Below are 12,137 nucleotides of genomic sequence, written 5' to 3'. Positions count from 1 at the left end.
GGCAACGGGAGCGCTGGCAGCGGCCGGCACAGCCGCCGGCGCGGAGCTGGGACTGGTCATGGCCGGCAGCGGTTTGCCGGCTTGCAAGGCCTTCAATTGATCTTCCAGGGCGGAGATGCGCGCTTCCGCGCTCTTCAAGGCCTGCTCGCGCGCCGCCACCTGTTGTTCCAGATCCGATAGCTTGGCATTGCCGCCGCCAGCCTCACTGGGCACCAGCTTGAGCACATCGGCGCCGGGCTTGGCCTCGGCCGCTGGCGCCGCCGGCTGCCCGCCCAGGATACTGGCCACCTGGGAGGCGCTCAGCGATTTGATCTTGCGGCTGGTCGGCACTTTCAGCACCGCGCCCAGTTTCAGGCGGCTGACGTCGCCATCGACGAAGGCGTCCGGGTTGGCCTGGGCCAGCGCCGCCATGGTCTGGTCCAGCGTGGCGCCACGCGGCCGCACCTTGCCGGCCAGGCCACGCAGGGTGGAGCCGGACTTCACCTTGAGAATGCCGGGTTGCGGCCGCGCGATGGGCGCGGCATTGCCGCGGTAGCGGCTGGAAAGATTGTTGTCGGCGTAGCTGGGCACGTCCTGCACGATATTGGCGGACGGCGAGGCCATCGAGTAATTGCTGGGATCCAGCAGCACGGTGTATTCGCGCACCGCGCGGCCGGAGGAGGTCTTGGCCTCCACCACGAAGCGCAGATAAGGATCGTTGATCGGGCCGGAAGAACTGATGCGTATCATCGCGCCGCGTGAACTCGGCGCCACGCTGAAGCGCAGCGAAGACAGCACCGTGGCGTAATCGACATTCAAATCCTGGAAGGTATCGGCGCCGGCCAGTCCTATTCTGGCGCTTTCCAGTTCCGCCGACCTCACTCCGGTCAATTCGATATCGGCGCGGAATGGTTCGCCCAGATTAGACCTGACATTGATTTTCCCCAGTCCCGCCCAAGCGTTGGCGCAGCAGGCCAAAGCCACCGCCAGGACGCCGATTCTGATTTTTGCCTGATTTGTCACTGTCAACCTTCCGGCACGGTTTATCTTGATCTTATTTGCGCTGGCTCGCGGGGAGCTCAGTCGGTAACTGTTGCAATCTTAGGCCTTGTCGCAGTTTTTAGCTAGATTTCATAATGACAAGCCTATCCGCAATGTTTAAACCACTCGATAAATAATAAGGGGGATGGCAGCGCGCCAAGCACGCCCCATCCCCCTGCGCCGGCGCGCCGTGCAAAACCGCGCCGACCGGAGAACACGGGTATCTCCCCGGAATGCTCCCTTTGTTTAAATCAGGTCGTTTTGCTTTAGCAGCGCCTCGGCGATATTCACGCAATTCAGCGCCGCGCCGGCTTTCACATTATCGGCCGCCAGCCAGAAACTCAGCGTCCGGCCCTTGCCGCGCAGGCGGCTGACCCATACCGCCTCGTTGCCGGTGGCTTCCATCGGCGTCACATAGCCACCCAGCTTGTCCGCGGCCACCACTTGCAAGCCTGCCGCAAGCAGGCGCTTGCGGGCTTGCTCCATGTCAAATTCATGTTCGAATGCCACGTTCACCGCCCAGGCATGGCCGAAGAATACCGGCACCCGCACGCAAGTGGCCTCCACTTGCAGCTGCGGCAGATCCAGCAGCCGCGTGAGTTCGCTCTCCACCGAGCGCTCTTCCTCGGACACACCGTCCGCGTCCAACGCGCCGATCTGCGGCAGCACATTGAAGGCGATGCGCTTATCGTAGACCCGGCTCTCGGTTTCGCGCTGGGAGAACAGCGCCGTGGTCTGGTCCGCCAACTCTTCCATCGCCGCCTGGCCACTGCCGGACACCGATTGATAAGTGGCCACCGACACCCGCTGCAGGCCCAGCGGGCGCAGCGCCGCCAGCGCCAGCGCCAGCGGCGTCACCGTGCAATTGGGCACCGAGACCAGCGCGGCCTCGCCGGCATCCGCCAGCAAGGCGCCGTTGATCGCGGGGATCACCAGCGGCACGCTATCGTCCGCGCGGAAGGCGGAGCTGAAATCCACCACCGCCGCGCCGGCCGCGCGCGCCTGCGGCGCGTACTCGCGCGCCAACTCGCCGCCGGCGGCGAAGATGGCCAAGGCCACGTTTTCGAAGGCAAAGCCGTCGATGGGATGCACGTCCAGCTCCAGATTGCCATAGGCGGCGGTTTCGCCTTCCTTGTCCGCCGCATCCACGGCAAAGACCCGGCCCACGGGCAACTGGCGCTGGGCCAGCAGTTCCAGTACCGCCTGGCCCACCAGGCCGGTGGCGCCGACTACGACAAGCTGAATAGAGTTCGACATCGCTTTACTTTCTCAATCAATCATTGCAAACAGAATACCGCACGCAAAAAAGGGCACCGCGGTGCCCTTTTCAACTTGACCGCGCGCTTGGCGCGCGGCGCGGCAGTAGGAACCCGCCAACGCGAATCCCAGGCTGCCGCCATTCTACCCTGTCAGCGCTCGATCAGGATACGCAACATGCGGCGCAGCGGCTCGGCCGCGCCCCACAGCAACTGGTCGCCCACGGTGAAGGCGGACAGGTATTCGCCGCCCATCGCCATTTTGCGCAGACGTCCCACCGGGGTGCTCAGCGTGCCGGTCACCGCCGCCGGGGTCAGCTCGGCCATCGAGGCCTCGCGGGTATTAGGCACCACCTTGGCCCAGGGATTGGCGGCGGCCAGCATGGATTCGATCTCGTCCAGCGGCACATCGCGCTTGAGCTTGATGGTCAAGGCCTGGCTGTGGCAGCGCATCGCGCCCACGCGCACGCACAAGCCGTCCACCGGCACCGGATTGGCGGAGCGACCCAGGATCTTGTTGGTTTCCGCGCCGCCCTTCCATTCTTCCTTGGACTGGCCGTTGCCCAGATCCTTGTCTATCCACGGAATCAGGCTGCCGGCCAGCGGCACGCCGAAGTTCTGGCTGGGGAAGGCATCGGAACGCAGGAAGTCGGACACGCGGCGGTCGATGTCGAGAATGGCGGAGGCCGGATCGGCCAGCAGGCCGGACACCTGAGCGTTGATCGCGCCCATGCCGGACAGCAATTCGCGCATATTCTGCGCGCCGGCGCCGGAGGCGGCCTGGTAGGTCATGGAGGTGGTCCACTCCACCAGATCGTTCTGGAACAAGCCGCCCAGCGCCATCAGCATCAGCGACACGGTACAGTTGCCGCCGACGTAGTCCTTGACGCCGCGCGCCAGACCCTGCTCGATCACCGCCTTATTCACCGGATCCAGGATAATGATGGCATTGTCTTCCATGCGCAGCGCGGACGCCGCGTCCACCCAGTAGCCGCTCCAGCCGGCGGCGCGCAGCTGCGGATAGACGGCATTGGTGTAATCGCCGCCCTGGCAGGTGACGATCACATCCATGGTCTTGAGTTCGGCGATGTCCTTCGCGTCCTTCAAGGCGGGGGTGTCGCGGCCGATGTCGGGAGCCTTGCCGCCCACATTGGAGGTGGTGAAGAACACCGGTTCGGCGATCGCCGCAAAATCGTTCTCTTCGCGCATGCGCTGCATCAGCACGGAACCCACCATGCCGCGCCAGCCAACAAAACCTACTCTCACTGGGTTTCTCCTGGTATCTGTCTGTCAAATCGTCGCGCCCGCCATGGCGGCGGGCGGCTGTAATGTTGTCACCCCATTGTGCAGCGCGATAAAGCGTCAGGCAATGGGGTATTTCGTTTTTATTGTATTCAAACCAGAACAGAGGGTTCGCCCGGCGCGAGCCGGGCGAAGCACTGCCATTTACAGCGCCGATACCACCGCATCCCCCATCGCCGAGCAGCTGACCTTCTCGCAGCCGGCCTCGTAAATGTCGGCGGTGCGCAGGCCGCGCGCCAATACGGTCTTCACCGCGTTTTCCACTCGCTGCGCCGCGTCTTCCCGGCCAAAGGTGTAGCGCAGCATCATCGCCGCGGACAGGATGGTGGCCAGCGGATTGGCCAGATTCTGGCCGGCGATGTCCGGCGCCGAGCCATGCGAGGGCTCGTACAGACCCTTGTTGTTCTCATCCAGCGAGGCCGACGGCAGCATGCCGATGGAGCCGGTCAGCATCGAGGCCTCGTCCGACAGGATGTCGCCGAAGATATTGCCGGTCACCATCACGTCGAACTGCTTGGGATTGCGCACCAGCTGCATCGCCGCGTTGTCCACGTACATATGGGACAACTCCACCTGCGGGTACTCCTTGGCCACGTCTATCATCACCTCTTTCCAGAACTCGGTGGTTTCCAGCACATTGGCCTTGTCCACCGAGCACAAGCGCTTATTGCGCTTCATCGCGATGCCGAAGGCGACATGGGCGATGCGGCGCACCTCGCCCTCGCTATAGCGCATGGTGTTGTAGGCCTCGCGCTCGCCCAGCTCGTTGACGGCGATGCCGCGCGGCTGGCCAAAGTAAATGTCGCCGGTCAGCTCGCGCACAATCATGATGTCCAGGCCGGACACCACTTCCGGCTTCAGCGTGGAGGCGTTGGCCAGTTCCGGGTACAGGATGGCCGGCCGCAGATTGGCGAACAGGTTCAAATCCTTGCGGATGGCCAGCAGGCCGCGTTCCGGCCGCAGCGGACGCTCCAGCTTGTCATAGGCCGGGCCGCCCACCGCGCCCAGCAGCACCGCGTCGGATTCGCGGCACAGCTTCTGGGTGAATTCCGGATAGGGCTGGCCAAACGCGTCATAGCCGGCGCCGCCCAGGGGTGCCTGTTCGGTTTCGATGGGCAGGCCGTCCTTGCGCAGCACTTCCAGCACGCGCTGCGCCTGGGCAACGATTTCCGGACCGATGCCGTCACCCGGCAGAATGGCGATTTTCATACTGTTTTCCTTTTCAGTCTTGATGACCGCGCCGGGTCAGCCGCTCCACCAGCGCCCGCTCGCAGCATTTGAATACGATATAAGCCGCCATCGCGGCATAGCCGGACGCCAGCAGTTCCAGCAACTGGCGCAACGCGCCGTCCATCGCCGCCTGCCAGCCCGCGTCCAGCCACAGCTTGAAATTCAATTGCAATAACAGAGCCAGATTGACCGTGCCGGCGCCGAACACCAGAAAGCTCAAGCCCAGCAGCGCGAAGGCCCAGCAGGGATGGCGATGCAGCCAGGCCATCGCGCCGCGCCTGCCCTCGCCAGCGGCGTTCATGTGCTGGCCCACAACACCATCACGTCGGCGCAGAAACTGCCGTCCGCCTCGATGGCGAAATAATCGCGCACCTCTTTCCCCATACGCTGTTGCAGCAGGCGGATGGCCGCGGCCATCTCCGGCGGCGTGCGCATGCGCGCAATCCAGGTGTCGAAGTCCAACCGCAGCCGCTGGCGGCGCAGGCTGTCCACCGCGAAGCCAGCCTCGGCCAGCAAGGTCAGCCATTCTCCGGCGCTGTAATCGCGCACATGGCTGGAATCGCGCAACACTTCCACCGCCTGCAAATAAGTGTCCAGCAGCGGCTGTCCCGGCGACATCACATCTATCAACGCCAGCCGGCCGCCCGGCTTCAACACCCGCCGCGCCTCGCGCAGCGCCAGACCCACATCGCCCCAGTGATGGGCGGAATAGCGGCTGAACACCAGATCGAAGTCGCCATCGGCGAAAGGCAGCCACTCCGCCGCGCCCTGCTGGGTGCCCAGATTGTCCAGGCCGCGCCGGGCCGCTTCCGCCGCCACCACTTCCAACATGGCCGCCGACAGATCGTAAGCCACTACCTCCCGCGCCGCCTCCGCCACCTGAAAGCCGACATGGCCGGCGCCGCAGCCCAGGTCCAGCACCCGCGCCGCGCCATGCTCCGCCGTCGCCTGGCGCAGCTCGACGAACTCCGCGCCCTCCGCATGCACCTGGCTGCTCAGATAGGCGGCGGCCTGGCCGCCGAACTGCTGCTCCACGTGCTGCTTATGCGCGTGGCCGCCCTGCTGTAGCGCGCTCATCGCCGGCCGCCGTTCAGGCGAACAGCCACGGCTGCTCGCCGCGACGCTTGGCTTCGAAAGCCTTGATCTCGTCCGCGTGCTGCAAGGTCAGGCCGATCTCGTCCAGGCCACCCAGCAGGCAGTGCTTGCGGTGCTCGGTGATGTCGAAGGAGAACACCTGCCCGGCCGGCGTGCTCACCGTCTGCGCCGCCAGGTCCACGGTTAGCTGATAGCCTTCGGCGGCCGCGCATTCGCGGAACAACTGATCCACCGCGTCCGCCGCCAGCACGATGGGCAACAGGCCGTTCTTGTAGCAATTATTGAAGAAGATGTCGGCGAAACTGGGCGCGATCACCACGCGGAAGCCCTGGTCGTCCAGCGCCCACGGCGCGTGCTCGCGGCTGGAGCCGCAGCCGAAGTTCTCGCGCGCCAGCAATACCTGCGCGCCCTGATAGCGCGGCAGATTGAGCACGAAGTCCGGATTCAGCGGCCGCTTGCTATTGTCCATGCCCGGCTCGCCGTGGTCCAGGTAACGCCATTCGTCGAACAGATTGGGGCCGAAGCCCGAGCGCTTGATGGATTTCAAGAACTGCTTGGGAATGATGGCGTCGGTATCCACATTGGCGCGGTCCAAGGGACAGGCCAAACCGGTCAGAGTGGTAAATGCTTTCATCGTCAATGCCGTTTCCGGGCGCTAGCGCCCGCCTTCATTAGAGAGTGCGATGGGACAACCGCCCCGGCGGACGCCGGGGGCGGGCCGCCGCATCACATTTTGTTGGACACGTCCTTGGCGGCGTTTTCAATCGCCTGCCCGCCCTTGGACACATCCTGGCCCACGCCCTTCACCGTATTGCAAGCGCTCAGGGTCAGCGCGGCCAGTACCAGCAACAGCAGTTTTTGCATGTTTCTCTCCTTGAAACGGTTACAACAAACGCACATCGACGAAATGACCGGCCACGGCGGCGGCGGCCGCCATCGCCGGGCTGACCAGATGGGTGCGGCCACCCTGACCCTGGCGGCCTTCGAAATTGCGGTTGGAAGTGGACGCGCAACGCTCGCCCGGCTGCAGGCGGTCCGCGTTCATCGCCAGGCACATCGAGCAGCCCGGCTCGCGCCACTCGAAGCCGGCGGCCAGGAACACTTGATCCAGGCCCTCGGCCTCCGCCTGCGCCTTCACCAGGCCGGAGCCCGGCACCACCAGCACCTGCTTCACATTGGCGGCCTTGTGGCGGCCCTTGGCCACGCTGGCGGCCTCGCGCAAATCCTCGATGCGGCTATTGGTACAGGAACCGATGAACACGATGTCCACCGCGATATCGTGAATGGGGGTGTTGGCCTGCAAGCCCATATAGCTGAGCGCGCGCTCGATGCCGCTTTTCTTCACCGGATCGCTTTCCCGCGCCGGGTCCGGCACCGCGCCGTCGATATCCACCACCATCTCCGGCGAAGTGCCCCAGGTCACCTGCGGCAGAATGTCCTCGGCGCGCAGCACCACTTCCGCGTCGAATACGGCGCCCGGATCGGAACGCAAACTGCGCCAATACGCCACCGCCCGCTCCCACTGCTCGCCCTTGGGCGCGAACGGCCGGCCTTTTACATAATCGATGGTCTTCTGATCCACCGCCACCATGCCCGAGCGCGCGCCGGCCTCGATCGCCATATTGCACAAGCTCATGCGGCCTTCCATCGACAGGCTCTCGATCGCCGCGCCGGCAAACTCGATCGCATAACCGGTGCCGCCGGCGGTGCCGATCTTGCCGATGATGGCCAGCGCCACGTCCTTGCCGGTGATGCCGCGGCCCAATTGGCCGTCCACCCGCACCAGCATATTCTTGGATTTCTTGGCCACCAGACACTGGGTGGCCATCACATGCTCCACCTCGGAGGTGCCGATGCCGTGCGCCAACGCGGCGAAAGCGCCGTGGGTGGAGGTGTGGCTGTCGCCGCACACCACGGTCATGCCCGGCAGCGTGGCGCCCTGCTCCGGCCCCATCACATGCACGATGCCCTGACCCTTGTCCTTGAACGGGAAATACGCCAGCGCGCCGAAGGCCTTGATATTGGCGTCCAGCGTTTCCACCTGCTGGCGCGAGATCGGGTCCTTGATGCCCTCGTCCCAATGATCGGTGGGCGTGTTGTGGTCCGCGGTGGACACCACCGAATCCACCCGCCACAGCGGGCGGCCCGCCAGTTTCAGCCCCTCGAACGCCTGCGGGCTGGTCACCTCATGCACCAGGTGGCGGTCGATATACAGCAGCGCCGTGCCGTCCGCCTCCTGGCGCACCACGTGGCTATTCCATAATTTGTCGTACAAGGTCTGTGCGGTCATGGTCTTTGCTCGAATCCGGTTGCTCAACATCAGACTGCCGCCGGCGCCGCGGGTTTCCGCGCGCCAGCCACAAGGCTCTGTTCCGTGAAGCTATCTTGGAAGCAAATTTTCCCGGCAACAAGACAGTTGCTTATACTAGTAGCGATACTAATACCCAGAACCCTACGCCCATGACCGCCAGCAAAGACAGCGCGCCGCTGGGCCAATTCATCCGCGCCCACCGCGAACGGCTGAGCCCGGAACAAGCCGGCCTACCGCCCGGCCAGCGCCGCCGCGCCAAAGGCCTGCGCCGCGAAGAAGTGGCCGCCTTGTGCGATATCAGCACCACCTGGCTGACCTGGATAGAACAAGGCCGCACCCAATCCGTGTCCGCGCCCACCCTGGCCCGGCTGGCCGAAGCGCTGCGCCTCACCGCCGCCGAGCGCGACTACCTGTTCAACCTGGCCGGCCTCAAAGACCCGGAACCGGAATGGCGCGGCCCGTCCGAACAGGCCAAGGCCCTGTTGAAGCAAGCCACCGCCCATATCGACTCCCCCGCCTACGTGCTGGACGCCGAATGGCGCGCCGTGGCCTGGAACCCGCCGGCCGAACGCCTGTTCCGCGACTGGCTGGGCCGGCCGGACGCCAGCCGCAGCCTACTGGACTTCATCTTCCTCACCCCGGAAGCCCGCCACTTCATCGACCAATGGCCGCAACGCGCCAGCCGCATCGTCGCTGAACTGCGCGCCGACATCAGCCCGCGGCTGGGCCAACCCGCCGTCGCCGCGATGATTGCCGCCTTGGAAACGCGCAGCCCGGAATTCCGCCAATACTGGCAGCAACAAGACGTGCAGGAGCGCGAAGGCGGCAGCCGCGTGTTCCACCACCCCAGCGCCGGCCGCATCGAGCACCAGCAAATCACCCTCAAACTGGCCCAGGCGCCGGAGTACAAACTGGTGATGCTGCTGTGACGCCATGCCGGCGACATGACCAATTCTTTATATTGAGCTTTCCCGGGCTTGGGCACACTGCGCCGCATCCCAACCACGGCGGCGGCGCACGCCACCGCCCTTGCTCAGGAACGCCCAATGAAAATAAGCAACGACATGCTCAGCCGCATCCACCCCCGTGGCTGCGCCGATCCGGACACCCCGCCGCAAACCGCGCTGGCCGCGGACATCCGCAGCGCGGTCAATAATAGCGAACGCCCGTCCAGCGTCGGCCGCGCCAGCCCGCGCGGCGCGCAGCCGGCCGAAGCGCTGCGCCGCCTGGCCCCGGACACCCTGCAAGCTGCTCTGGCGCAATCGCAACGCCAGTTCAGCCTGTGGCTGGCCGGCCGGACGCAGGAAGACGCCCACAACCTGCTGCGCAACTACTACACCTCCATGCTGCACGACCATATCGACAGCAGCGCCGAAGCCACCGTCAAGCAATGCCTGCCCCAGGCGCCCAGCAGTCGCTTGGCGGAGCAGGCCAAGCACTACCGTGCCTTCATCATAGACAGCGCCGCCGCGCGCTTCCCCAGCCAGGCGGAATACTTCCGCAAGCAAGCCGGTCCCAGCCTGCTCAACAACCACCTCAGGGCCATCAGCACCAAGGCCGGGCTGAACGACAAAACCCCGCAACACCAGGCGGCGCTGAAACAACTGGTCGAACACTGCGCCGTCCAGCTCTCCAACAGCCTGCAACAGCTCAGCCCGCTGACGCTGCGCGACACCCTGGAACAAGCCCGCTGCGACTACCTGCGCAGCCACGCGCCCGAGCACGCCATGTCCGAACACGCCGCGCCCAAGCCGGAACAGGACCGCCTCGCCCCGCTACCGCAGGCCGAAGCCATCCTCCGACGCGGCAAGAGCAAGCGATTCCAGTCTCACCGCGATTCGCGCCAGATCAACTTCAGACGGATGACCGGCTCCGCGGCTTAAGCACGGCCCAGAACCTGTTCAAAGTGCGGCACTCACCGTCTCAGAGCCTGTTCAAAGTCTCGCGAGCAAGAGCGAGACAAGGCGAAAACAACAGAGAAAGCGGAATGTACATACGGTACATGAGCATTTCGAAGGGGTTTTCAACGCCGTATCGCCGAAGCGCAGCAGACTATGGACAGGTTCTCACGACGCGCAGCGGGCTTTGAACAGGTGACCCAAACCGCGTTCACGCTCCGCCCAAGGCCCGCAACATCGCCGGCCGTTGGGCCTTGGGCAGCTTGGCCACATAGTCCCGCGCCGACTGATCGTATTTGTCCCGGTCCTCCAGCGAGGCGCCGTGCTTGAGCAAATCGGCCACCAGCTGCGGCGCGCCGCTCAACACCGCCGCCATCAGCAGCGACATCTGCGAAAAGCGCGTCGACACATTCACATCCGCGCCATGCTCCAGCAGCAACTTCGCCGCCGGCGCATTGCGCGCCTCCGCCGCGTAGAACAGCGGCGTCTTGCCGTCGTAGACATCCGCGTTCACATCCGCGCCGGCCGCCAACAAGGCCGCCACCGCCGCCGGACGGCCGCTCTGGATCGCGTACACCATGGCCGAGCTGGCGCCGTTGTCCAGGCCCTGGTTCAAATCACAATGATGCTGCCGCGCATACTCGACAATCGCCTGCTCCGAACCGCGCAACACCGTCTTCCAGTCCTGCTCCGAGCACGCCGCCGACGCCTGCGCGCAGACCAAGGCCAGCGCCGCGCCGGCCAAGCCTCTCAATCGCATGGTTCCCCTCCCAATCAGCTAAAAGCCGCCACTATAAGCGCAAGCCCTCCGCTTGGCATCCCCGCGCCCTTGACCCGACCCGCCCACGCAGCCACAATCATCCGCGTGCCGGCCTACATCCGGCACTGGGACTGGAACCCCAAAAACTTCACTCTCAGCGAACGGGCCGCTTTGCGGCCCTTATTGTTCGCTGCCTGAGCACGCCCATATGGCGGGAGCAGGCTGCGGGAACGGCTTCGGCCGTGCCGAGAGGAGAGTGAATCGGTGTTCCAGTCCCGTGGTCTTGCGCCCGCCTCCCGACTGGAACCGAGAAGCGGGGACATCATGCACACTCTCATAGGAGTATTCCTAATGTCCCAAGCACTTCCCCCGCGCCGTCATTACCGGCCTAAGCCTCACGAAACCCAGGCCACGCAACTGCCCTTCGTCCGCTACCTGCCGCAACGCGGTCAGCCCCACCATTGGCAGATGCCGCCCGCCGACGACTACGTCGACGCCTGCGCCTATGGCCGTGAATGCGCCGCCCACCTGGCCCAGTACCTGAAAGACAATCTGGAACGCCACAACAGGGGCCTGCTCGGCAAGATCGCCTACGACATCGACTTCCGCGATCCTCACCATGCCCGTGGCTATTGGGTGGGTTTCTTCAACTACGCGGAGCAGTTGATGGTGTTGGGCGCGTTGCGCTGCGATGTCTTCCAGCACGTGGACAGCGTGCACGCGCTGCAACGCGCGTTAATCGCCAAAACCGAACTGGAAGGCAAGACGCCCGGCCGCAATAGCTAAGGCGTAAAAAAGCGGCGCGCCGGATTGGCGCGCCGCTTTCAAATTCTCGCCCATTAAAAAAATCTCAACCTCGGCGATTAAAATCAGCCTAGCTTTGTTAAAAACACATTCTTAATCAACTCCACATCTTCCCTCAGCCCATCCGCCTCTTCTTGATAGGTTTCAAAGAATTCCTCATCCACACCTTGATATATTTCTTTTAGCTCATTTAACACATCCAAAGCAAATGGATCATACTCCGCGAACCCATCACTCATAATGCGCACACGTTTGAATAATGCAGTATAAATAGCCACTCTTCTGAATTGCGACCCAAGTTTACACGGCCTCTCTAGTTCATCATAAGCATACGCAAACTGCTGCCCAAGATCGTAGCCAAAACTAGCGCCTCTTGAAAACTCAGAGTCAACTGTCTTTAACACTGCTGCATAAGTACGATAACACTCAAAATCCGCCTTTTTTTCTGACATCACAACCCC

At 64.0% G+C, this 12,137-nt stretch carries 14 protein-coding genes; 3 read left to right on the top strand and 11 right to left on the bottom strand.

Annotation, left to right across the window (positions count from 1 at the left end; genetic code table 11):
• From LQT98_RS24105 to leuC, 9 genes are all read right to left on the bottom strand, one after another.
• The coding region (locus LQT98_RS24105; protein ID WP_331282521.1) for a type IV pilus assembly protein FimV at positions 1-1,002 on the bottom strand (1,002 nt) is incomplete at its 3' end.
• A gap of 264 nt (positions 1,003-1,266) precedes the next feature.
• Entirely contained in the window at positions 1,267-2,277 is a 1,011-nt protein-coding gene (locus LQT98_RS02895) for an aspartate-semialdehyde dehydrogenase (RefSeq protein WP_231461054.1), read from the bottom strand.
• Positions 2,278-2,429: 152 nt separating this feature from the next.
• Positions 2,430-3,542, bottom strand: coding sequence for an aspartate-semialdehyde dehydrogenase (gene asd / locus LQT98_RS02890; RefSeq protein ID WP_048411469.1), 1,113 nt, complete (start codon positions 3,540-3,542; stop codon positions 2,430-2,432).
• A gap of 180 nt (positions 3,543-3,722) precedes the next feature.
• Positions 3,723-4,787 (bottom strand): 3-isopropylmalate dehydrogenase, encoded by a 1,065-nt coding sequence (gene leuB / locus LQT98_RS02885; RefSeq protein ID WP_048411468.1) that lies wholly within the window; start codon positions 4,785-4,787, stop codon positions 3,723-3,725.
• Positions 4,788-4,800: 13 nt separating this feature from the next.
• Positions 4,801-5,076 (bottom strand): hypothetical protein, encoded by a 276-nt coding sequence (locus LQT98_RS02880; protein WP_231461053.1) that lies wholly within the window; start codon positions 5,074-5,076, stop codon positions 4,801-4,803.
• A 29-nt stretch (positions 5,077-5,105) separates the two neighbouring features.
• Positions 5,106-5,885, bottom strand: coding sequence for a class I SAM-dependent methyltransferase (locus LQT98_RS02875; RefSeq protein ID WP_231461052.1), 780 nt, complete (start codon positions 5,883-5,885; stop codon positions 5,106-5,108).
• A 13-nt stretch (positions 5,886-5,898) separates the two neighbouring features.
• Positions 5,899-6,537, bottom strand: coding sequence for a 3-isopropylmalate dehydratase small subunit (gene leuD, locus LQT98_RS02870; protein WP_048411465.1), 639 nt, complete (start codon positions 6,535-6,537; stop codon positions 5,899-5,901).
• A 92-nt stretch (positions 6,538-6,629) separates the two neighbouring features.
• Positions 6,630-6,767 (bottom strand): entericidin A/B family lipoprotein, encoded by a 138-nt coding sequence (locus LQT98_RS02865; protein ID WP_081544472.1) that lies wholly within the window; start codon positions 6,765-6,767, stop codon positions 6,630-6,632.
• Positions 6,768-6,786: 19 nt separating this feature from the next.
• Positions 6,787-8,193: a 3-isopropylmalate dehydratase large subunit gene (gene leuC / locus LQT98_RS02860; RefSeq protein WP_231461051.1), complete on the bottom strand. Its 1,407-nt coding sequence runs from the start codon at positions 8,191-8,193 to the stop codon at positions 6,787-6,789.
• A gap of 170 nt (positions 8,194-8,363) precedes the next feature.
• Between leuC and LQT98_RS02855 the strand changes: the two genes are divergently transcribed.
• A complete protein-coding gene (locus LQT98_RS02855) occupies positions 8,364-9,143 on the top strand; it encodes a helix-turn-helix transcriptional regulator (protein WP_048411463.1) in 780 nt (259 codons plus the stop codon).
• A 117-nt stretch (positions 9,144-9,260) separates the two neighbouring features.
• Positions 9,261-10,097: a hypothetical protein gene (locus LQT98_RS02850; protein WP_231461050.1), complete on the top strand. Its 837-nt coding sequence runs from the start codon at positions 9,261-9,263 to the stop codon at positions 10,095-10,097.
• Between the two features lie 226 nt (positions 10,098-10,323).
• Here the strand turns inward: LQT98_RS02850 and LQT98_RS02845 are convergent, their stop codons facing one another.
• Entirely contained in the window at positions 10,324-10,872 is a 549-nt protein-coding gene (locus LQT98_RS02845; protein WP_231461049.1) for an ankyrin repeat domain-containing protein, read from the bottom strand.
• A gap of 351 nt (positions 10,873-11,223) precedes the next feature.
• Between LQT98_RS02845 and LQT98_RS02840 the strand changes: the two genes are divergently transcribed.
• Positions 11,224-11,658 (top strand): hypothetical protein, encoded by a 435-nt coding sequence (locus tag LQT98_RS02840; RefSeq protein ID WP_048411461.1) that lies wholly within the window; start codon positions 11,224-11,226, stop codon positions 11,656-11,658.
• An 83-nt stretch (positions 11,659-11,741) separates the two neighbouring features.
• Here LQT98_RS02840 and LQT98_RS02835 read toward each other — a convergent pair whose 3' ends face one another.
• Positions 11,742-12,128: a hypothetical protein gene (locus tag LQT98_RS02835; protein ID WP_231461048.1), complete on the bottom strand. Its 387-nt coding sequence runs from the start codon at positions 12,126-12,128 to the stop codon at positions 11,742-11,744.
• Between the last annotated feature and the right edge of the window lie 9 nt (positions 12,129-12,137).

The sequence above is a fragment of the Chromobacterium aquaticum genome (assembly GCF_021129195.1).
Taxonomy (GTDB): Bacteria; Pseudomonadota; Gammaproteobacteria; order Burkholderiales; family Chromobacteriaceae; genus Chromobacterium; species Chromobacterium aquaticum.
Note: the sequence above shows the minus strand (reverse complement) of the source record. Positions and strands in the feature narration are given on the sequence as shown.

Bases quoted from the DNA above. Each gene is read 5' to 3' on its own strand.
- LQT98_RS02895 (WP_231461054.1), bottom strand. From the start codon at position 2,277: ATGTCGAACTCTATTCAGCTTGTCGTAGTCGGCGCCACCGGCCTGGTG.
- leuB (WP_048411468.1), bottom strand. From the start codon at position 4,787: ATGAAAATCGCCATTCTGCCGGGTGACGGCATCGGTCCGGAAATCGTT.
- LQT98_RS02880 (WP_231461053.1), bottom strand. From the start codon at position 5,076: ATGGCCTGGCTGCATCGCCATCCCTGCTGGGCCTTCGCGCTGCTGGGC.
- LQT98_RS02875 (WP_231461052.1), bottom strand. From the start codon at position 5,885: ATGAGCGCGCTACAGCAGGGCGGCCACGCGCATAAGCAGCACGTGGAG.
- leuD (WP_048411465.1), bottom strand. From the start codon at position 6,537: ATGAAAGCATTTACCACTCTGACCGGTTTGGCCTGTCCCTTGGACCGC.
- LQT98_RS02865 (WP_081544472.1), bottom strand. From the start codon at position 6,767: ATGCAAAAACTGCTGTTGCTGGTACTGGCCGCGCTGACCCTGAGCGCT.
- leuC (WP_231461051.1), bottom strand. From the start codon at position 8,193: ATGACCGCACAGACCTTGTACGACAAATTATGGAATAGCCACGTGGTG.
- LQT98_RS02855 (WP_048411463.1), top strand. From the start codon at position 8,364: ATGACCGCCAGCAAAGACAGCGCGCCGCTGGGCCAATTCATCCGCGCC.
- LQT98_RS02850 (WP_231461050.1), top strand. From the start codon at position 9,261: ATGAAAATAAGCAACGACATGCTCAGCCGCATCCACCCCCGTGGCTGC.
- LQT98_RS02845 (WP_231461049.1), bottom strand. From the start codon at position 10,872: ATGCGATTGAGAGGCTTGGCCGGCGCGGCGCTGGCCTTGGTCTGCGCG.
- LQT98_RS02840 (WP_048411461.1), top strand. From the start codon at position 11,224: ATGTCCCAAGCACTTCCCCCGCGCCGTCATTACCGGCCTAAGCCTCAC.
- LQT98_RS02835 (WP_231461048.1), bottom strand. From the start codon at position 12,128: ATGTCAGAAAAAAAGGCGGATTTTGAGTGTTATCGTACTTATGCAGCA.